The 19,537-nt window shown below is 65.9% G+C and carries 19 protein-coding genes; 10 read left to right on the forward strand and 9 right to left on the reverse strand.

Features of this window, described 5'->3' with window-relative positions; genetic code table 11:
• Nucleotides 1–104: 104 nt before the first annotated feature.
• Nucleotides 105–1,136: a 2-oxoglutarate and iron-dependent oxygenase domain-containing protein gene (locus QMA10_RS05835; RefSeq protein ID WP_290166888.1), complete on the reverse strand. Its 1,032-nt coding sequence runs from the start codon at nucleotides 1,134–1,136 to the stop codon at nucleotides 105–107.
• A gap of 313 nt (nucleotides 1,137–1,449) precedes the next feature.
• On the opposite strand from QMA10_RS05835, the gene QMA10_RS05840 reads away from it, so the two are divergent.
• The 4 genes from QMA10_RS05840 to QMA10_RS05855 are packed head-to-tail and all read left to right on the forward strand — an operon-like array spanning nucleotide 1,450 to nucleotide 6,017.
• The gene (locus tag QMA10_RS05840; protein ID WP_290166889.1) at nucleotides 1,450–2,583 is read left to right on the forward strand and encodes an ABC transporter substrate-binding protein; all 1,134 of its coding nucleotides are present in this window, start codon (nucleotides 1,450–1,452) and stop codon (nucleotides 2,581–2,583) included.
• Nucleotides 2,564–3,694, forward strand: a complete 1,131-nt coding sequence (locus QMA10_RS05845) for an iron ABC transporter permease (RefSeq protein ID WP_290166890.1) — start codon at nucleotides 2,564–2,566, stop codon at nucleotides 3,692–3,694. Before QMA10_RS05840 ends, QMA10_RS05845 begins: the two co-directional genes overlap by 20 nt.
• Nucleotides 3,691–4,611 carry an ABC transporter ATP-binding protein gene (locus QMA10_RS05850; protein WP_290166891.1) on the forward strand — a complete coding sequence of 307 codons (921 nt, stop codon included), beginning with the start codon at nucleotides 3,691–3,693 and terminating at the stop codon, nucleotides 4,609–4,611. Before QMA10_RS05845 ends, QMA10_RS05850 begins: the two co-directional genes overlap by 4 nt.
• Complete coding sequence (locus tag QMA10_RS05855) at nucleotides 4,608–6,017, forward strand: hypothetical protein (protein ID WP_290166892.1); 1,410 nt, start codon at nucleotides 4,608–4,610, stop codon at nucleotides 6,015–6,017. The genes QMA10_RS05850 and QMA10_RS05855 overlap by 4 nt, the downstream gene beginning before the upstream one ends.
• A gap of 198 nt (nucleotides 6,018–6,215) precedes the next feature.
• On the opposite strand, the gene QMA10_RS05860 is transcribed toward QMA10_RS05855, so the two are convergent.
• Nucleotides 6,216–6,533 carry a hypothetical protein gene (locus tag QMA10_RS05860; protein WP_290166893.1) on the reverse strand — a complete coding sequence of 106 codons (318 nt, stop codon included), beginning with the start codon at nucleotides 6,531–6,533 and terminating at the stop codon, nucleotides 6,216–6,218.
• Nucleotides 6,534–6,665: 132 nt separating this feature from the next.
• On the reverse strand, nucleotides 6,666–7,262 hold the full coding sequence (locus tag QMA10_RS05865) for a LysE/ArgO family amino acid transporter (RefSeq protein ID WP_290166894.1): 597 nt from the start codon (nucleotides 7,260–7,262) through the stop codon (nucleotides 6,666–6,668).
• A gap of 69 nt (nucleotides 7,263–7,331) precedes the next feature.
• Here QMA10_RS05865 and QMA10_RS05870 point away from each other — a divergent pair, with 69 nt between their 5' ends.
• Nucleotides 7,332–8,201 carry a LysR family transcriptional regulator ArgP gene (locus tag QMA10_RS05870; RefSeq protein ID WP_290166895.1) on the forward strand — a complete coding sequence of 290 codons (870 nt, stop codon included), beginning with the start codon at nucleotides 7,332–7,334 and terminating at the stop codon, nucleotides 8,199–8,201.
• A 13-nt stretch (nucleotides 8,202–8,214) separates the two neighbouring features.
• On the opposite strand, the gene QMA10_RS05875 is transcribed toward QMA10_RS05870, so the two are convergent.
• A complete protein-coding gene (locus tag QMA10_RS05875) occupies nucleotides 8,215–9,126 on the reverse strand; it encodes a hypothetical protein (protein ID WP_290166896.1) in 912 nt (303 codons plus the stop codon).
• Nucleotides 9,127–9,312: 186 nt separating this feature from the next.
• Between QMA10_RS05875 and QMA10_RS05880 the strand changes: the two genes are divergently transcribed.
• Genes QMA10_RS05880 through QMA10_RS05890 form a run of 3 tightly spaced genes read left to right on the forward strand, consistent with a single transcriptional unit; the run spans nucleotide 9,313 to nucleotide 10,719 of the window.
• Complete coding sequence (locus tag QMA10_RS05880; RefSeq protein WP_104055710.1) at nucleotides 9,313–9,612, forward strand: type II toxin-antitoxin system VapB family antitoxin; 300 nt, start codon at nucleotides 9,313–9,315, stop codon at nucleotides 9,610–9,612.
• Complete coding sequence (locus tag QMA10_RS05885) at nucleotides 9,605–10,288, forward strand: LytR C-terminal domain-containing protein (protein ID WP_290166897.1); 684 nt, start codon at nucleotides 9,605–9,607, stop codon at nucleotides 10,286–10,288. Before QMA10_RS05880 ends, QMA10_RS05885 begins: the two co-directional genes overlap by 8 nt.
• Before the next feature lie 2 nt (nucleotides 10,289–10,290).
• On the forward strand, nucleotides 10,291–10,719 hold the full coding sequence (locus tag QMA10_RS05890) for a hypothetical protein (protein ID WP_290166898.1): 429 nt from the start codon (nucleotides 10,291–10,293) through the stop codon (nucleotides 10,717–10,719).
• On the opposite strand, the gene QMA10_RS05895 is transcribed toward QMA10_RS05890, so the two are convergent.
• The 4 genes from QMA10_RS05895 to aceA all read right to left on the reverse strand — a co-directional run bounded on the left by QMA10_RS05895 (nucleotide 10,716) and on the right by aceA (nucleotide 16,098).
• Complete coding sequence (locus tag QMA10_RS05895) at nucleotides 10,716–12,125, reverse strand: amino acid permease (RefSeq protein ID WP_290166923.1); 1,410 nt, start codon at nucleotides 12,123–12,125, stop codon at nucleotides 10,716–10,718. The genes QMA10_RS05890 and QMA10_RS05895 overlap by 4 nt on opposite strands.
• Before the next feature lie 142 nt (nucleotides 12,126–12,267).
• Complete coding sequence (locus QMA10_RS05900; protein WP_290166899.1) at nucleotides 12,268–12,981, reverse strand: DsbA family oxidoreductase; 714 nt, start codon at nucleotides 12,979–12,981, stop codon at nucleotides 12,268–12,270.
• An 86-nt stretch (nucleotides 12,982–13,067) separates the two neighbouring features.
• Nucleotides 13,068–14,699 carry a malate synthase A gene (aceB, locus tag QMA10_RS05905; protein WP_290166900.1) on the reverse strand — a complete coding sequence of 544 codons (1,632 nt, stop codon included), beginning with the start codon at nucleotides 14,697–14,699 and terminating at the stop codon, nucleotides 13,068–13,070.
• Between the two features lie 100 nt (nucleotides 14,700–14,799).
• Nucleotides 14,800–16,098, reverse strand: coding sequence for an isocitrate lyase (gene aceA, locus QMA10_RS05910; protein WP_290166901.1), 1,299 nt, complete (start codon nucleotides 16,096–16,098; stop codon nucleotides 14,800–14,802).
• Between the two features lie 117 nt (nucleotides 16,099–16,215).
• Here aceA and QMA10_RS05915 point away from each other — a divergent pair, with 117 nt between their 5' ends.
• Nucleotides 16,216–17,742 carry a helix-turn-helix transcriptional regulator gene (locus QMA10_RS05915; protein ID WP_290166902.1) on the forward strand — a complete coding sequence of 509 codons (1,527 nt, stop codon included), beginning with the start codon at nucleotides 16,216–16,218 and terminating at the stop codon, nucleotides 17,740–17,742.
• 21 nt (nucleotides 17,743–17,763) lie between these two features.
• Here QMA10_RS05915 and map read toward each other — a convergent pair whose 3' ends face one another.
• On the reverse strand, nucleotides 17,764–18,540 hold the full coding sequence (map, locus tag QMA10_RS05920; protein ID WP_290166903.1) for a type I methionyl aminopeptidase: 777 nt from the start codon (nucleotides 18,538–18,540) through the stop codon (nucleotides 17,764–17,766).
• 70 nt (nucleotides 18,541–18,610) lie between these two features.
• Here map and QMA10_RS05925 point away from each other — a divergent pair, with 70 nt between their 5' ends.
• Nucleotides 18,611–19,498 (forward strand): DNA-formamidopyrimidine glycosylase family protein, encoded by an 888-nt coding sequence (locus QMA10_RS05925; RefSeq protein ID WP_290166904.1) that lies wholly within the window; start codon nucleotides 18,611–18,613, stop codon nucleotides 19,496–19,498.
• Nucleotides 19,499–19,537 lie beyond the last annotated feature (39 nt).

The raw sequence follows: 19,537 nt of genomic DNA on the forward strand, positions 1-19,537 counted from the left end.
CTCTCGGAGTTGGGGCCGGCTTTCCGCGAGTCTACGTGATGCACCCGGTCCGGGCCGCCGGCGCCGCCGGCAGGAGAGCCGGGCAGCGCCCTCGTGCCGGCGCGTTACTTCGCGGTCAGCAGCTCCGGGTGATGCAGTTGGGCAACCTGCGGATGGGCGCGGAGCCAGCCCTTGAGGACATTGGAGCCGTAGGACGCCAGCATGGGGTTTTCCGGGTCATCGGAGATGCCCCGGGACTGTGCCGCCAGCTCGGCCGGAAGTTCCACTGAGTCAATGACGGCGTCCAGGCGCGGGGACCAGAAGAACGGAATGGCGTAGCGGTCCACACCGGGGGCCGGAGCCGTGACCCGGTGGATGGTGGCTGAAAGATAACCCTGCGTGGCCACCTCGAGCATCTCGCCCAGGTTCACGACCAGGGCACCGTGAATCGGCTCCACCGGAATCCAGGTGTCCGATTCATGCGGCCGCACCTCCAGCCCGCCCACCGAATCCTGCAGCAGCAGGGTCACGAACCCGTAATCAGCGTGGGATCCGACTCCCTGGGTGCCGGCTTCCTTGACCACGCCGCCCACATAGTGGATGAGCTTGGCCATCCAGGCAGGAGTGCCCTCGAACGGCTCGGTGAAGTGGTCCTCCGGCAGTTCCAGGGACACGGCGATTGCGCTGAGCAGTTCGGCGCCCACCTCCGACATCAGCTCTCCCCACTCCATCGACTTCTGCCGCAGCTCGGGCAGGACCTCATCGGGGAACAGGTTGGGACCCTGCACCAGCCAAAACGGCTGATCCTGGGGGTAGTCCGTGACGGGCTCGCGTTCCGGACCGAAGTCCACCTGTTCACGGGCGTCCGGCCGGCCCTGCGTCAGCTCGGTGCCCAGCCGGGTGTACCCGCGGAAGTGCGGAGACTTCCGGTTGTCCAGCTCCAGCCTGTTCTCCAGCGGCAGGTCGAAGAAGCGTTTGGTGACATCAAACAGGTCATCCACCTTCGCCTCGCCTGCGCCGTACCCCACAAGCTGGAAGAAGCCGATACGGTGCGTGGCATCACGCAGCTGTTCGATGAACTCGGCGTTGAAGGAACCATCGGCGTTGCGGGCGGTGCTCAGGTCCAGGACAGGAATCGAGGCGGGGATCTCAGTCATAGGGCGAAGTTATCACCGCCTGCTGTCAAGTAAGGAGCAAATGTTACGACGCTGTCCGTTGACTGCCGGCTGACCTGCGCTTTTACTTCGCTCTTCACTGGTCGGTGCGTAATACGGCGTCTTGCGGCGACATGATCCACAGGACACGGACCCCTCAGTCAATGACATGGGTCCCGCCATCAGGAAGCGCGTCCGGTGGCCGTGGTGCCGAAATAATTAGTACACACAAATATGCGCTAATCCGATCTATGTGGTCTGATATCAACATCAGCCATTTAGGTAAGCCTTACCTACCAACCCGATAGGAACGTTGTTGAGCGCCACTCACCCTCCCCGCGGAACATCCCGCCGCCATGTTCTCGGCGGTGCCGGCCTGGGTCTTCTTGCCCTTGCCCTCGGTGCCTGCTCCTCCCGTGAAACCGTTGCGGCTGCCGGAAGCGGGGCGGGTTCCGGCGGTTTCACCGTGACCGACATGCGCGGCGTCAAGGTGTCCTTCGACGCTCCGGTGCAGCGCATCGCCACCACCGTGATTCCGTCACCGTCCATGCTCGCTGCGGTGGACGGCGGTTACGGCCGCATTGCGGGCATCAACGAATCCACCCTCCAGGCCAACAGGCAGGGCCTGTTCGGTGAGATGTACCCGGAATCCAAGAGCACCACCACCATTTCCCCCTCGAGCTTCACGCCCAACATCGAGACCATCACCAAGCTGGAGCCCGACGTTGTGTTCCAGTGGGCGGACCAGGGTGACGGGCTGGTGGAGCCGCTGGAAAACGCGGGCTTCAAGACTGTCTGCCTGCTCTACGGGACCCAGGGATACCTGGAAACCTGGGTGCAGCTGTTCTCCACCATCCTGGGCAAGGAGGAGCGCGGCACCGAGATTGTGGACTGGATGCACACCGAGATTGCCCGGCTGCAGAAGGAGCTCGCCGGCGTCAGGACTCCGGTGCGCACGGTCCATCTGGGCCAGTCCGGTGACGGGTACTCGGCGTCCAACAAGTCCTCCTATATGCACTACTGGATGGAACTGGCCGGCGGGCAGAACATGGCAGCGGACAATATATCCGCGGAAAACGTGGTCAGCGCTGAACAGCTCATCACATGGGATCCGGAGGTCATCACCCTGGGCGGTTTCGACGCCCGCACCCCGGCAGAGGTCTACGCCGACAAAGCGCTGGCCTCCGTCTCGGCCGTGCGTAACCGCCGCGTCTACAAGGCACCGCTGGGAGGCTACCGCTGGGAAGTTCCCTGCGCCGAGTCTCCGCTGATGTGGCAGTGGGCCGCCGAGCTTTACCATCCGCAGCTGACGGGCCACACGCTGCGTGCCGCCATGGCCGAGAAGATTTCCTACCTCTACAACTACGAGATGTCCGAAGCCCAGATCGATGCCGCTCTCCGGATGGAACTCAACAGGGAAAGCGCCGGCTATGACGTCTTCCGCGGTTAAGCCCGGCACGACGACGACGCCGGCGGCAACTGCTGCCCTTTCATCGGAGCCGCTGCGTCCGCCGGCCCGCAGCCACCGGTTGCCGCTGCTGCTGTGCGTCCTGCTCCTGTGTGCGGTCGCCCTGATATCGATGGCGGCCGGCCGCTACTGGGTTCCGCCGAACGAAATCCTGCGCATCCTGGCCAATGAAGCCACCGCGCTCTTCGGAGCGGGCGGCGGCGAGGGCGCCCTGCGCCGGACCTGGACCGAACAGGAAGCCACCGTGGTCCTGGAGGTGCGGCTTCCGCGGGTGCTTCTGGCCTTCCTGGTAGGCGGTGCCCTGTCCCTGGGCGGCGCCTGCCTGCAGGCACTGTTCCGCAACCCGCTGGTCAGCCCGGACATCATCGGCGTCACCGCCGGAGCATCCTTCGGCGGCGTGCTGGTGCTGACCCTTGGCCTCTCCGGCGGCGCGATGGTGGGCGGGGCGTTCGGTTTCGGCCTGGCCGCACTCGCCGTCGTGCTCCTGCTCGGCCGGCTGGGCGGCAGCGGCGGGCCCATGCTGATGATCGTGCTTGGCGGCATTGTGGTGGCCGCGTTCTTCAACGCCCTGGTCTCCTTCATCACGTACACCGCAGACCCGTATTCCGAACTGCCGTCGATTGTGCACTGGCTGCTGGGCTCCATTGCCGCCGCCGGGTATGACAAGGTGCTGACCGCGCTGATCCCGGTTGCCCTCGGCGCGGCCGTGGTCCTGGCCATGCGCTGGCGGCTGAACGTGCTCTCACTGGGCGACGACGACGCCGCTGCCCTGGGCGTCAATCCGCACCGCTCCCGCGTGGTGCTGCTGTGCGCCGTGGCCCTGATGACCGCCGGGACCGTGGCCGTGGCCGGTGCCGTCGGCTGGGTGGGCCTGGTGGTTCCGCATCTGGCCCGGCTCTGGGTTGGCCCGGACCACCGCGTGCTGCTGCCCGCGTCGCTGCTGCTCGGCGGCACCTATCTAATGCTCATTGATACCCTCAGCCGCTCCCTCACCAGCAGCGAACTGCCCCTGGGCATCCTGACCGCCGTTATCGGCGCCCCGGTGTTCGTGTGGCTCCTGGCCCGTTCCCAGAAAAAAGGCGAGATGCAATGACCACCCTTCCTGTCCTCAATCCCGGGTCCGCAGCGGCATCCTCCCAGGCGCCAGCATCAGCTCCCTCCCAGGCGCCCGCATCAGAGGCCACCCTCATGGAGGTTTCCGGGCTGGGTTTCCGCTACTCCCGAGTGCGGCCCTGGCTGTTCCGAAACCTCGGCTTCACCTTGGAGCGCGGGGAAATCCTGTCCATCCTCGGCCCCAACGCACGCGGCAAAACCACGCTGCTCAAATGCCTGTCCGGTCTGCTGACCCCGCGCGAGGGGCAGATCACCACCTCCGCCGCGGTGGGCTATGTGCCGCAGGACCATGGTGCGGGCGGTACGTCCTACACCGTGGCCGAGATGGTGCTCATGGGCCGCAGCCGCCACCTGCGTGCATACCAGTGCCCCCGCCGGGAGGACCACGACGCTGCCGACGCGGCTATGGAACGGGTGGGTGTGGCCGGCTGGGCCAACCGCTCCTACGCCGAACTGTCCGGCGGCCAGCGGCAGCTGGTCCTGATCGCGCGGGCCGTGGCCTCCGGCTCCGAGCTGCTCGTCCTGGATGAGCCCGCCTCGGCACTGGACCTGCACAACCAGTCACGTGTGCTCGGTGTCCTCGCGGGACTGGCGGCGGACGGGATGGGTGTCATCATGACCACCCACCATCCGGACCACGCCCTGCATGTTTCGCGCAACGCCCTGCTGTTTGTCGGCAGCGACGACACCCGCTGGGGACCCACTGACGAAATGCTGACCAGCTCCGCCCTCTCCGCGGTCTACGGACTCCCCATCTGCACCCCCACGGTCGGCACCGAGTCCGGCAACCGGGTCATCGCGGTGCCCGATTTCGGCCCTTCCTGCCGCCGGGACTGCGCACTGCCCTTCACCTCCGAGCCCTTCACCTCTATCCCCCTTCGAAAGGACCACCCGTGATTTTCCGGCTGATCGGCGGCACGCCGATGCGCGGCCAGAAGGACCCGTCCTGGCGCGGCGCACTCGAAGACGTTGACGCGTACGACCTGGACGACGACGCCGCCCGTGCCCGGATCCTGTCCGCTGACGGACTGGTGATCGGCGGGGGCGTTGACCACCTGCTGCTGTGCCGGCACCGCAGGGACATCGGTGATTTTGTCCGCTCCGGGGGCCGGGTGCTGGTCAACGGCCAAGTTGTGAAGCCCTTCATTGACGGACTTGCGGTGTGGCGGAAGCTGGAATTCCGCGGCGCACAGGACGTCCGTCCGCATCCGGTCACCGGACACCCGGTATGGGCCGGCGTCGACTACCGGGACCTGCACTACCGCACGGGTGTGCCCGGAACACACAGCTACGAGAAGCTGGAAGAAATTGGCGTCGCCGGCTTCTACGGCCGCGGCTACCATCTGGACCTGCCCGAGGGTGCCAGTGTTGTCACGGGCATCGGCCAGTATTCGCTGCCGCTGGACTACAGCTACCGGCTGGGCGACGGCGAAGTGCTGGTCCACGGCGGCAATGATCTGGAGAGCTTCAGTGATGACAGGTATTCGATCGGACTGATCGGCCCCAACCTGGTGCGCTGGCTGGAGGGCGGAATCCGGGCGCCCGGCTGGAAGCCTGCCGGACCGGAAGCCGCGGAATATGACTCTGTTGCCGCAGTTCCGCCGCCGCCGTCCGCCGGCCAATCCGTCGCCGTCGGGCGCGAAACCCGCAAACCGGCAGCGGCACCCGGCGCCGCCCCGCGGATCGGGCTGCTGCACTGCGGCACGTTCCCGGCGCTGCGCACGCTCGCTGATCCCGCCCTGGCCCCGCACCGGATTGAATCCGTGTACCTGCCCGAAGCTGATCCGTCAGCGCTTGCCGGCCTGGACACGATCATTGTGGGGGACCGTCTGCACCAGGGGCAGCTGGCCCGTTTTGCCCCGGCTGTCCGCGCCGCGCTGCAGGACCCTGCCAAGACCGTGATCGTGCTCGGCGAGAACAGGGTGGAACAGTGGCTGCCCGGCGTCGGCTACACCTTCCGGCCCACCGTGTTCTGGACCTGGCGCACCGGCGAGGATAACGGCACGCGGCTGCGGTTGCCGGGGGATCCGATGTGGGAATTCTTCACCCCGCGGGCAGTGTCCTGGCACCATCACGGACTGCTGCATCCGCCCGCCGGTGCCCGGTCCCTGGTGATTATGGAAGAGAGCGGCACCGAGTCCGGCGCTCTGCTGTACGTGGATGAGGTGAACCAGCCGGCCCGTCTGCTGGTGACCACCATGGATCCGGTCTACCACCATGGTTCGGGGTTCATGCCCGGCGCTTCCCAGCTCCTGTACTCCCTGCTGCGCTGGGTGACGGCCTCGCACGTTCCGAGCAGCTAAGCGTTTCCGTCGGCGATAAACCGGCCGCTGTGGGATTTTCCGTCCACTTTGGGAAATCCCTGCCGTTTGAATCAGCAGGGATTTCCCAAAACGGTGAGGATTTCCCAAACCGGAGGGATTTCATGACCGGCGCGCAGACTGGCTGTCGACCGTTGACCAGGAACGCTGGAGCTTCGACCGCGGGCTGAGGACGCTGGCTCACGCCGTCAGCGCCGGTTGCCCTGCGCGCTCCCGGGCTGCCTTCCCGAAGTAATAGGCAAGGAAAAAGGTCATGGAGATGGCACCGGCCAGAACCGCCGCCCGTTCGCGGCTGCCGGCTGGGGCCCGGCCCAGCAGGGCGGTGCCGCCGGCGGCGTTCAGGGAACTCCACAGGGCGTTGGTCACGGGGCTAGAGAGCCCGACGCCGGGAGGGGTGGCAAACGGTGTGGGAAATTCCTTGCCCTGGACGGCGTTGACCCCGTGCGGCACAGCATTGGCCAGGAGCACTCCGGCGAAGAATCGGGAAACGAGAGACATGGGCGGCGGTGTCCTGTCGGTAGCTGGGGGAGGGCGGAAACGAGCAACAGGATCCAGTGTAGGGCGGGCGAGGCAACCGGCTCGCAGCACCGGTGCGCCGTTCCCGACCGCAGATGGACGGGCTGTGAAGTCTCAGCCCAGAACGAGCCGCACGGCCAGGACCAGCATCACGACGCCGATGAGCAGGTCCAGTATCTGCCAGGTCCGGGGACGGTTCAGCACTCCGGACAGCGAGCGGGCTCCGTAACCCAGCGCCGTGAACCAGAGGCAGCTGCCGGCGGCGGCACCTGCCGCAAATATCCAGCGCGCATCCGGCCCGAGCTGGTTTGCCAGGCTGCCCAGCAGCACCACAGTGTCCAAGTAAACATGCGGATTCAGGAAGGTCAGCGCAAGGGTGGTCAGGATGACCGTTCCTTTGGCGCGCGGCGCCTGCGCGGTCAGGGCCGAAGGCCGCAGCGCTGAAGCCAGGGACCGGATGCCCCACCAGGCCAGATAGGCGGCGCCGCCCCAACGGAGGATTTCAAGGGCGGCGGGAAAGCGGGCCACCAGCGCGCCGATCCCCGCGGTGCCGCCGAAGATCAGCAGCACGTCACTGATGATGCACAGCATCACCACCACCCCGATGTGCTCGCGCCGCAGACCCTGCCGCAGCACAAAAGCGTTCTGGGCTCCGATAGCCATGATGAGTCCCAGGCCGGTGACCAGGCCTGTTGCCGCGATGCTTAACATGTCTTCACCGTAGCCAGCTGCACAGATTCAATCCAACGAATGATTTTCAGGATGCATTAGCTTTGCTTCATGAACTTTGAACAGCTGAGGGCACTGGCCGCCGTGGTGGACGAGGGTACTTTTGAAGCGGCCGCTGACCGGCTGCACATCAGTCCTTCGGCGGTAAGCCAGCGGATCAAGGCCCTCGAAAACGCGGAGGGCCAGATCCTGATCCGCCGCGGCGTGCCGTGCAGTCCCACGGAACCCGGAGCCGTCCTGCTGCGGATGGCCCGGCAGATGCAGCTGCTGGAAGCCGAGGCACGTGAGGCCCTGGGGTCCCGGAATTCGGCGCTGGCCGCCACGCGGCTGGCCGTAAACGCCGATTCCCTGGCCACGTGGTTCCTGCCCGTCCTCACGGACGCCGCGGAATGGGCGGACACCACCCTTGACCTGCATATTGAGGACCAGGATCACAGCAGCCGGCTGCTGCGGCAGGGCGAGGTGATGGGGGCGGTGACATCGGACCGGACACCGGCGAACGGCTGCCGGGCAGTCCGGCTGGGCGCCATGCGTTACGTCCCGGCCGCGGCTCCCGGGCTGCGCGACCGGTTCGCCGGGGCAGCCGGCCAGGACTGGGACGCCATGCCGGTGCTGCAGTTCAACGCCAAGGATGACCTGCAGCGCGGGTTCCTCGCCTCCCTGGGCAAGACCGGCACACCGCCGAAGCACACCGTGCCGTCTTCCGGGGCTTTCCTGGCCGCCCTGCGTGCCGGGCTGGGCTGGGGGATGGTGCCGGAGCTGCAGGCGGGCTCGGACTTTGACGAGGGCAGGCTGGTGCGCCTTGACCCCGCGGCCCACCGCGACGTCGTTCTGTACTGGCAGTCCTGGGCACTTCAGTCCCGGCGCCTGGACCGGCTGACGGAGGCTGTCCGCCGGGCAGCCCGGCAGCTGCGGCGCTAGCCCGCCTGAGGAATCAGCTCACGCCGTCGTCGCAGGTTGCCCGGCCCGCTGCCATGGACGCCCAGCGCGCCATGGACGCCCAGCGCGCCATGAAGGCACCGCCGGCGTCTTCATGGATCAGGTCACCGGCGGTGAGCACCGGATACGGCTTGGCCGGAACGCCGTCGGCCGGGCGAACGTCCACGTGGGCCACGTCGTAGCCCAGGGCATGCAGCTCATCTGCCATGGCGTAGTCCGTGCGGGAATCCCCGACGGTGCGCCAGATGCGCGGAATGTCCGTGCCGGCAGCCTCCAGCAGCGAGAGGGCGCGGCGCGCGCCGAGGTCCTTGCCGACCCCCAGCGCTTCAATATCGGTGGAAATGATCGTGGGATCGATGCGGTAATCAACGGAATCGTCACTGTCGGGAACGTGGTGCTCCAGCCGGCACACACCGAGGTCGAACTTCTCCATCAGCGCCAGCGCATCAGCGTCGAACCGCTGCTGCTCGGCCAGATAGTCGGCGTTGGCCACGTCCACGTGCTGCTCCACGGACACCATGGCCCGTTTAGTTTCGTCGTAGAACATGTGTCCGCTGTACTTGTCGCCCACCAGTTGCCGGACGGCGTCGGCATAGCTTTCCGGCAGGGCCAGTGCGGAATCCACCTGCGGCTCACCGGGGCCGGAACCGGTGAAGGAGAACCAGACAGCACCCTTTTCGCAGACGGCATGCACGGTGGTGTCCGCCGGAAGGCCCGCGGCGATCATGGGGGCCATGACCTGCTCGCGGATGAAGGCATCGGACCGGCCGGTGTTGAAGATGACAGGCCAGCCGGCGGCCGCCAGCGCCACGAGGTCCGCAATGATCCCGGCGGGCACGGACCGGCTCACCGGGCTGGCCACCGGGCCGTCGACGTCAAGCAGGAGTCCGTATCGGGAGAAAGTCACCGTGCCAGTATTCCACCGGGACTTCGGTCCCGGAAAACTGTCTGCGGCACGGGGTGCAGCGTATTTGTACTGGTGAGAGGCCGGATCCCCGGAACGGTGCCGATCAGAGGCCATAATGTAACCGAATGCAAACGCCCCGCCGGGTGCGCTGTTTCAAAGAATGCAGATCTTCTTTAGTCTGTATGAGTGATCTTCAAAGCTGTTGGCGACGGACGCCCTTACCCTGACCATGGATACGTAACACCCAAGGACTGGGCAGCGGTGCCTCCCCGGCAGGTTCGTCTCGACGAGCTCGTCACCACCAAGAGCACCCTTGACCTTGGCGCCCTGCTGGCGGAGGATTCCACCTTCTTCGGAGATTTGTTTCCGCACGTTGTGCAATGGAGGGACACCATGTATTTGGAAGACGGACTTCACCGGGCGGTGCGAACCGCCCTGCACCAGCGGACCATCCTGCATGCACGCGTCCTGGTGATCGATGACTGACAGGCCCTCCGGTGCACAGCACCGGAACAGGGCAGCCAAGAGTGATCCCACCGAGTGGCACGGGCACCGAATTGTCACCGAGGATGATCTCGGGGCAGTGTTCGACGCGGAGGCTAATGAAGCGGCAAGAGTGCGGCTGGCGCGCCGCCGGCAGCTGCGGCACCGGATTGTCATAGGCCTGCTTCTGGCGGTGCTGCTGGCTGCGGCACTTTTTGCCGTAGCTGTGCTGCGTGGCTGGGTTGTTCTCTCCGAACCCCCGGCAAAGCCGGTGGCCTCATCGGAATGCCCCGCGGGACCGTTCATCTCTCAGCCTCCGGACACCATCACGGTCAACGTCTACAACACGACGCCGACGGCGGGGCTGGCCGGCCAGGTCTCCGAAGCGCTTGCCCAGCGGGGCTTCCAACAGGGAACGGTTGGCAACAGCTCGGTCAACCGCGAAGGCATGACCGCCATCATCATTTCCGGGCCCGAAGGGGAGGCCGCCGCGTTCACGCTGCAGCAGCAGATTCCCGAAACACAATACGTTCAGGATGATCGGGCCGGCGCCACGGTGGACGTGGTCCTGGGATCGGGATACGCGGCGCTGGTGCCCGCGGAGAAGGTTTCGGCTGCAGTCGCCGGACCCATGAGCTGTCCGTGGATGTCGGAGACGCCGTCACCCCCGGCAGGCTAGCGGTGAGGCGCACCCCGGAAGAGCGCACGCTGATCGGACTGGAGTTTGCTACGTCTGCGGCGGCTCTGGGCGGCGGCCTTCTCCTGGCCGTGCGGCCGGACGGCGCGTTCCTTCATGCCGACCCGTCAGTGCTGCGGCGTACCCCGTTTACCGATTGGAGGCTGCCCGGCCTGCTCCTGGCCGCCGGCTGCGGAGGCGGTTACCTGGTCGCCGGGCTGCTGACGCTGCGGCGGCACCGGGCCGCGCCTCTGGTGTCCGCTGCCGCCGGAGCCGCGCTGATCGGGCTGGAAGCGTGGGAAATCGCCTGTATAGAGTTCCAGCCGCTGGAGGCGGTGTTCGCGGGGGTGGGAGCCGCCGTCGTCGTACTGGCGCTCCGCACCCGTCCTGTTTCCGAAGCTCAGGGCGGGTCCGGAGCCGTACGTTCCGCCTAGCTGCCGGCGGTTCGGCTGCCGGGGGACGCGGCGGTCACCGACGGGTGCGCATCCGATCCGGTCCGGGGATCGGGAGTTTCGTCGGCCAGATCGGCGCGCACCCGTCCGTCGCCGCGCACCCACAGGCGGTACGCCGCGAAGAGCAGCGCAATCCAGACAGCGCCCACGATGAGGGCCACCCGGGTGCCCGGCATAACGCCCAGCAGCACCACAATGAACACCATGAACGCCAGCGCCGCGTAGGAGGCCACCGGCCAGAACGGCACACCGAACTCCGAGGCCGGCAGGTTGCGGCGGGCAATGTCGCGCTTCATGGCAATGTGCGAGAGCAGGATCATCAGCCACACCCACACGGTGGCGAAGGTGGCGATGGAAGCGATGATGGTGAACAGCGACTCGGGCAGCAGGGCGTTGAGCACGACGCCGGCCAGCAGCACCCCCGCCATGGTGGCCACGGTCATCCACGGCACGCCGTTGCGGGAGACTTTCGCGAACGACGCCGGTGCCTGACCCTGACGGGCCAGTCCGTACATCATCCGGCCGGCACCGAAGATGTCGGCGTTGATGGCGGACAGCGCGGCGGTGATGACCACGGCGTTGAGGATGTGCGCCGCGGCGGTGATGCCGAGCGAATCAAAGATCTGCACAAAGGGGCTGGTGGAGCCGTCAATGTCCTGCCACGGGAAGATCATCATCAGCACGGCCAGGGTGCAGACGTAGAACAGCAGGATGCGGAACGGCACGGTGTTCACAGCGGCGGGGATGGCCTTCTTCGGGTTCTCCGCCTCGCCGGCGGTGATGCCGATGGTTTCGATGCCGCCGAAGGCAAACATCACAATGGAGAAGGACGCCAGCAGGCCCCAGAAACCGTTGGCGAAGAAGCCGCCGGAGCCCAGGAGGGTGTCCACGCCGGGGTTGGCGCCGTCGTCGAGCCCGAAACCGAACACGATGATCGCGGCGCCGCCCACAATCATGGCGATGATGGCGGAAACCTTGAGGATGGAGAGCCAGAACTCGGTTTCGCCGAACACCTTGACCCGCATCAGGTTCAGCGCCGCGATCAGCAGCACCACGGCCAGGATCCAGATCCAGCGCGGCACATCCGGGAACCAGAAGCCCATGTAAATGCCAAAGGCTGTGACGTCGGCAATGGCCACCACCGCCATTTCGAACGCGAAGGTCCAGCCGGTGATGAAGCCGGCAAACGGCCCCAGGTAGCGGCTCGCGTAATCGCCGAATGAGCCGGAGACCGGGTGCCGCACCGCCATCTCGCCGAGCGCCCGCATGACCAGGAACACAGCCGCGCCGCCGATCATGTAAGCCAGCAGGACTGCCGGCCCCGCGGACTGGATGGCGGACGCCGAACCGTAAAACAGTCCGGTGCCGATGGCCGAGCCGAGCGCCATAAAGCGGATGTGCCGGACATTCAGGCCGCGGGCCAGTGCCTGGGTAAAGGAGGACTTCAAAGAGAACGCACCTTGGAAATTGGGGGGGGTAGGCCGAATAGTCGGCCTACCCATATTACGCCCGTCCATCCCAAGGGCCGTGCTAGCAGCCGTCCGGGCCGCAGGCCGGGCCGTCTGCGGATGCAGATGCCGGCGTGAGGTTCACCAGCGGATGGGATTCCATCCACGCCTGTTCCAGGGCCGAGGAGAACAGCTCCACGGGCTGGGCGCCGGAGATCCCGTACTTTTGATCCAGAACGAAGAACGGCACGCCGCTGACTCCCAGGGACCGTGCCTGCGCAATGTCGGCGTTCACGGCGTCGGCGTACTCATCAGTGGCCAGCATGGAGCGGACCCGTTCCGGGTCAACGCCCGCAGCGGCACCGATCCCGGCCAGCACCTCGGCTGAGCCGATGTCCTGCCCCTTCTCGAAGTGAGCTGACAGCAGCGCCTCCTTGACGGCGTCGGCTGCCTGGGCCCCGCCCTCGGCCCGGGCCAGATGGATCAGGCGGTGCGCGGAGAAGCTGTTGGCCACCACCAGGGAGTCGAAATCATAGTCCAGGCCCTCGCCGGCGGCCTGCGCGGTCACCTGCTCCAGCATGCCGGCCAGCTGCACCGGATCGATGCCCTTGCGTTCGCTGAGGTACTGGACCTCGGTGCCGTCATAGTGCTCCGGCAGGGAAGGGTCGAGCTGGTAGCTGCGCCAGGTCACCTCCACCTCATTGCGGTGCGGGAAGGCTGCCAGTGCCGCCTCGAAACGGCGCTTGCCGATGTAGCACCACGGGCAGGCAATGTCGGACCAAATATCAATCTTCATATCCTCTGCAACGCAGAAAGGGCCGGGAGCCATTCCCGCAGCGTCAGCAACACTGCGAAAACGGTTCCCGACCCCTCTTCCGCGGGTTAGGCCGGTGCCAGTTCCCTTGCCTCATGCAGGAAACGGGCGTAGGCGGGCACCGTCAGGAACGTGGGGAACTGCTCCCCGCAGGCAACCTCTTCAAAGATCTCCCGGGCGTCCTCGAAACGGTCGCCTTCGAAGCGCTGCAGGTTGCCGAACTCCTCGTCCAGCAGTTCCTCCACCCAGTGATGCGTGATGATGTCGCCTTCGTCGGTGACGGCGGAGGCATGGATCCACTGCCAGATCTGTGACCGCGAGATCTCGGCGGTGGCGGCGTCCTCCATCAGGTTGTTGATGGCTGCGGCGCCGTTGCCCCGCAGCCAGGACTCGATGTAACGGATGCCCACCTCAATGTTGCTGCGGATGCCGGCCTCCGTGATGACTCCGGGCGTGGAGGCAACGTCCAGCAGCGCCTTGTCGTTGGGCACCACATCGTCGCGGGTCCGCTCCAGCTGGTTCGGACGCTCGCCGAGGACGCCGTCGAACACCTCCATGGCCACCGGAACCAGGTCCGGGTGCGCCACCCAGGACCCGTCAAAGCCGTCATTCGCCTCGCGCGTCTTGTCGGCGCGCACCTTCTCCATGGCAACGTCGTTGGCGGCGGCATCCCTGCGGTTCGGGATGAAGGCTGCCATGCCACCGATGGCGTGGGCGCCGCGGCGGTGGCAGGTCCGCACCAGCTGCTCGGTGTAGGCGCGCATGAACGGAGCGGTCATGGTCACCATGCTGCGGTCCGGCAGCACGAACCGGGGTCCGCGGGTGCGGAAATTCTTGATCACGGAGAAGATGTAGTCCCAGCGGCCGGCGTTCAGGCCGGCGGCGTGGTCCCGCAGCTCGTAGAGGATTTCCTCCATCTCAAAGGCGGCCGTGATGGTTTCAATCAGCACCGTGGCGCGGATGGTTCCCTGCGGGACGCCCATCAGGTCCTGAGCCAGGACAAAGATGTCATTCCAGAGCCGCGCTTCGAGGTGGTTTTCGATCTTCGGCAGGTAGAAGTACGGGCCCCGGCCCTGGGAGATCAGGCGCTGGGCGTTGTGGAAGAAGTACAGGCCAAAGTCCACGATCCCGCCGGCGATCGGAGTGTTGTCCACCAGCATGTGCTTCTCGGGCAGGTGCCAGCCGCGGGGACGGACCACGATGGTGGGCAGATCGGTCAGGGACGTGCCCTGGAGCTTGTAGTCCTTGCCTTCGGGGGAGGTGAAATCGATCCTGCGGTCCAGGGCATCGCGCAGGTTCAGCTGTCCGTTGATGACGTTGGACCACGACGGCGTGGAGGAGTCCTCCATGTCCGCCAGCCACACCTTGGCACCGGAGTTCAGGGCGTTGATGGTCATTTTCCGGTCCACGGGACCGGTGATTTCCACGCGGCGGTCCTCCAGACCGGGGGCGGTGGGGGCCACGCGCCAGGAATCGTCGTCGCGGATGGACCTGGTTGAGGCCAGGAAGGAGGGATCAGCCCCGTTGGAGATCTGCTGGCGGCGTGCCTGGCGCTGCTGCAGGAGTTCCTGCCGGCGCGAGGCGGTGGCCCGGTGCAGCGCCTTGACGAAATCAAGCGCCTGCGGGGTGAGGATTTCCTCCTGCCGCCGCACAGCGGGAGCGGTGAGGGAAATGCCGTTCAGGGTGATTGGGTCATTCATGGCGTGTCTCCTTGAGGTGATTCAAAGCTGCGGGGGTGACGCGGCGGGGGTGCGGAAAGATTCCGTCACCCCCGCCGCGTCCGGCTTCTGAGCGCCGGGGTTAGTGGAACTGGGAGGACTCCGTGGAACCGGCCAGGGCCAGGGTGCTTCCGGTCGGGTTCAGCGCGGTGGCAATGGCATCGAAGTATCCGGTGCCGACCTCGCGCTGGTGCTTGGTGGCGGTGTAGCCGCGGGATTCGGAAGCGAATTCCTTTTCCTGCAGCTCCACGTAGGCGCTCATGCCGTTGCGGGCGTATCCGTGGGCCAGATCGAACATGGAGTAGTTCAGTGCGTGGAACCCGGCCAGGGTAATGAACTGGAACTTGAAGCCCATGGCACCGAGTTCACGCTGGAACCGGGCGATGGTGTCATCATCCAGGTGCTTCTTCCAATTGAAGGACGGGGAGCAGTTGTACGCGAGCATCTGGTCAGGGAACTCGGAACGGACGGACTCCGCGAACTTGCGGGCCAGCTCCAGGTCCGGGGTTCCGGTTTCCATCCAGATGAGGTCCGAGTACGGGGCGTAGGCCTTGGCCCGGGCGATGCAGGGTTCAATGCCGTTGCGTACCTTGTAGAAACCTTCGGAGGTACGCTCGCCGGTGATGAACTCCTGGTCACGCTCGTCCACATCGGACGTGATGAGCGTTGCTGCTTCCGCATCGGTGCGGGCAATGACGACGGTGGGCGTGCCCGCAACGTCTGCTGCCAGCCGGGCAGCGTTCAGGGTGCGGATGTGCTGGCCGGTGGGGATCAGGACCTTGCCGCCGAGGTGGCCGCACTTCTTCTCCGAGGCGAGCTGGTCTTCCCAGTGAACACCTGCTGCGCCCGCCTGGATCATGGACTTCATCAGCTCGTAGGCGTTCAGCGGGCCGCCAAAGCCGGCTTCGGCGTCGGCCACGATGGGGACCATGTAGTCCTCCACGCTCTGGATGCCTTCGGCGAACTCAATCTGATCGGCACGCAGCAGGGCGTTGTTGATGCGGCGGACCACGGTGGGAACCGAGTTTGCCGGGTAGAGGGACTGGTCCGGGTAGGTGTGGCCGGAATTGTTGGCGTCGGCTGCCACCTGCCAGCCGGAGAGGTAGATGGCCTTGAGGCCGGCCTTGACCTGCTGCACGGCCTGGTTGCCGGTCAGGGCGCCCAGAGCGTTGGTATAACCCTCGTCGCCGGCGTTGCGGAGCTGGTCCCAGAGCTTCTCAGAACCGCGGCGTGCCAGCGTGTGCTCTTCCTGGACGCGGCCGCGGAGCTTCACGACGTCGTCGGCGGTGTAGTCACGCTCGATGCCCGCCCAGCGGGGATCGGTGGCCCATTCCTGGGCAAGCTGCTCGGCGGCGGGTGAAGTGTTCTGTTCCTGGGTCATAACCAACGTCTCCTTGAGTTTGCTGCATCTTCGGCCGCTTCGACCGGTGATTTCCTGCTGTGCAACCAACTCTGCGGCAATAACAACCCCCTTTCTAGGGTTTTTCTATGGCAAGAAATGAAGTTCTTCGCATATTGTGAATTTGTGACCGACACAACATGGAACCGGCCCGCTCCGGCAGCCCGCACATCCGTTCCGGGGTCCGAAGCGGAGCGCACTTTGGACGTCATCAGCCTGGGCCGGCGCGTTCGGCACCTGCGCAAAGCCAAGGGAATGACGCTCGATGACCTGGGCGCCGCCGTCGGAACCGTAGCCTCCCAGCTGTCGCTGATTGAAAACGGCAAGCGTGAACCCAAGCTGAGCATGATGCAGGCGCTGGCCGCCGCTCTGGATGTCAGCATCGATTCGCTGCTGGGTGCCGAGCCTCCGAGCCGGCGGGCTGCACTGGAGATTGAATTGGAGCGGGCCCAGCGCGGACCGCTGTATTCCTCCCTCGGACTGCCGAAAGTGCGGATCGGGTCGCGCCTGCCGATCGACGTCCTTGAATCCCTGGTAGGGCTGCAGGCGGAGCTTGAGCGCCGGCTCAATGAGCAGGTGGCCACGCCCGAGGAAGCGCGCCGGGCCAACGGTGAGCTGCGGGCCATGATGCGCGAGCGGAACAACTACTTCCCCGAATATGAGGCGGAGGCGCAGAAGGTGCTGGCTTCGGTGGGACACACCTCCGGTCCGCTGTCCCAGCACGTCATCGCTGATATTGCCGCGCATCTGGGCTTTAGCCTGCATCACGTGAATGACCTGCCGCACTCCACCAGGTCCGTCACGGATCTGAAAAACCGGCGCATCTATCTCACGCAGTCGCAGCGTTCGGACCACGATCCGCGCTCGGTGCTGCTGCAGGCGCTGGGCCACTTTGTGCTCCAGCACCGGACGCCCAGCAGTTACGGCGAGTTCCTGGGCCAGCGGGTGGCCACCAACTACTTTGCCGCGGCGCTGCTGCTGCCCCAGAAAGCCACCGTGGAATTCCTGCAGCGGGCCAAGGCCGCCAAGGAGATTGCCGTGGAGGATATCCGTGATGCGTTCGCCGTGTCCTACGAGACGGCGGCGCACCGGTTCACGAACCTCGCCACGGAGCATTTGGGCATCCCCACCCACTTCCAGAAGGTCCATGAGAGCGGCATTGTCTACAAGGCCTATGAGAACGACGGCGTGACGTTCCCCGCCGACCACACCGGCGCCATTGAGGGCCAGCCCATCTGCCGGTACTGGACCTCGCGGGAGGTCTTCTCCGTGCCGGACCAGTTCAGTGCGTTCAATCAGTACACCGATACTCCGGCCGGAACCTACTGGTGCACGGCACGGATTGAGCGGGGTTCGGCAGGGAAGTTCTCACTGAGCATTGGAGTGCCCTATCAGCATGTGAAGTGGTTCCGCGGCCGGGACACCACCGAGCGGTCCAAATCCCGCTGCCCTGACCCGGACTGCTGCCGCACGCCTCCCGGCGAACTGGCATCTCAGTGGTCGGGGTTTGCCTGGCCCAGCGCCCGGGCCCACTCACACCTGCTGGCGGCGCTGCCGCCGGGAGCGTTCCCCGGGGTGGATGAGACAGAGGTGTATTCGTTCCTGCAGTCGCACTCCGGAGACTGATCGCCGGCCACCGCCCCGGAATTACGACGACGAAGGCAGCGTGAGGATCTCGGCTCCGTCATCCGTAATGATGATGGTGTGTTCGCTGTGCGCGCTGCGGGCGCCGGTGGCACTTCGAAGCGTCCAGCCGTCGGCATCGAAGGTGAGCTGGGCTGTGTCGGCCATGATCCAGGGTTCCAACGCCAGCATCAGTCCCGGCCTGAGCGTGTAACCGCGTCCCGGCCTGCCGGTGTTGGGGACATGCGGGTCCTGGTGCATGGTTGAGCCGATGCCGTGGCCGCCGAACTCGGTATTCACCTGGTACCCGGCCTTCATCAGCACCGTTCCAATGGCATACGAGATGTCGCCGATGCGTGCTCCCGGTCCGGCGGCGGCAATCCCGGCAGCCAGCGCGCGCTCGGTGGCGGTAATCAGCTCAACGCTCTGCGCCGGCCTGGTATCTCCCACGATAAAGCTGATGGCGGAGTCGCCGGCAATTCCGGCCTTGCTGACTGCCAGATCCAGGCTCAGCAGATCACCGTCCTGAAGGTCGTAATCGTGCGGCAGGCCGTGCAGCACCGCATCGTTGACGCCCGTGCAGATGTAATGCCCAAAGGGTCCGCGGCCAAAGGACGGGGCATAGTCCACGTAGCAGGATTCTGCACCGGCGTCCCGGATCATCCGGGCAGTCCACCGGTCGATGTCCAGCAGGTTGGTGCCCACGGCGGTCCGCTCTTTCAGGGTCTGCAGGATGTCTGCGACCAGCCGGCCGGTAACACGTGCCTTTGCTGTTTCGGCCGGGGTCAGGATCTCGATCATGTTGCGCCTTTCTTGGGCGGTGGAAATTTGCGTCTGTTCTGCAGTCTCGCAGACCGTCTAGGGTGTAGGCATGCCTGAGATGCCGGAAGTGCAGGGACTGGCCGATTTTCTGCGAACCAAGCTGCTGCCCGGGGACGCGCCGCCGGCCCGGGTGGCTGAGGTTGAAGTGCTTTCCTTTGCTGTACTGAAAACAGCCGCGGTCCCGCTCGAGGCGCTGCAGTCGGGTCCGGTGACCGCTGTGGAACGCCGGGGCAAATACCTCATCATTACGGCCGGGGAAGCACACCTGGTGATGCACCTGGCGAAGGCCGGCTGGCTCCGCTGGTCGGAGGCACTCAAACCGGGAAAGCTGCGTCCAGGCAAGGGGCGGATGGCGCTGCGGGTCCGGTTCGCCTCCCCGGAGGCGGACGGTGATGAGCCGGGGTTCGACCTCACCGAGGCCGGAACCAAGAAGTCCCTGGCCGTGTATCTGGTGCGGGACCCGGGGGAGGTGCCGGGCATTGCGCGGCTGGGGCCGGAGGCGTTCGACGTCGGCTTCCAGGCTTTCGCGGCGCTGGTGGCCGGGCACCGGGGTCAGATCAAGGGGCTGCTGCGGGACCAATCGGTGATCGCCGGAATCGGCAACGCGTACAGCGATGAAATCCTGCACGCGGCACACCTCTCACCCTTCGCCAACGCGTCCAGGCTTCATCCGGAGGAAGTCGAACGGCTCTACCAGGCCATGCGTGCCGTACTGGAGTCCGCAAACGAGAACGCCGCGGGCCGTCCGGCGGCCGAACTCAAGGATTCCAAACGCCGGGCCCTGCGCGTCCACGCCCGTACTGGGGAGCTGTGTCCCGTGTGCGGGGACACCGTTCGTGAAGTCTCCTTCGCCGATTCCTCGCTGCAGTACTGTCCCGCCTGCCAGACCGGCGGCAAGCTGCTGGCAGACCGGCGGATGTCCAGGCTGCTGAAATAACAGCTGCAGAACAGCAAAACAGCGGGCCCGGGATATTCT

The sequence above is a fragment of the Arthrobacter sp. APC 3897 genome, from assembly GCF_030407495.1.
Classification (GTDB): domain Bacteria; phylum Actinomycetota; class Actinomycetes; order Actinomycetales; family Micrococcaceae; genus Arthrobacter_B.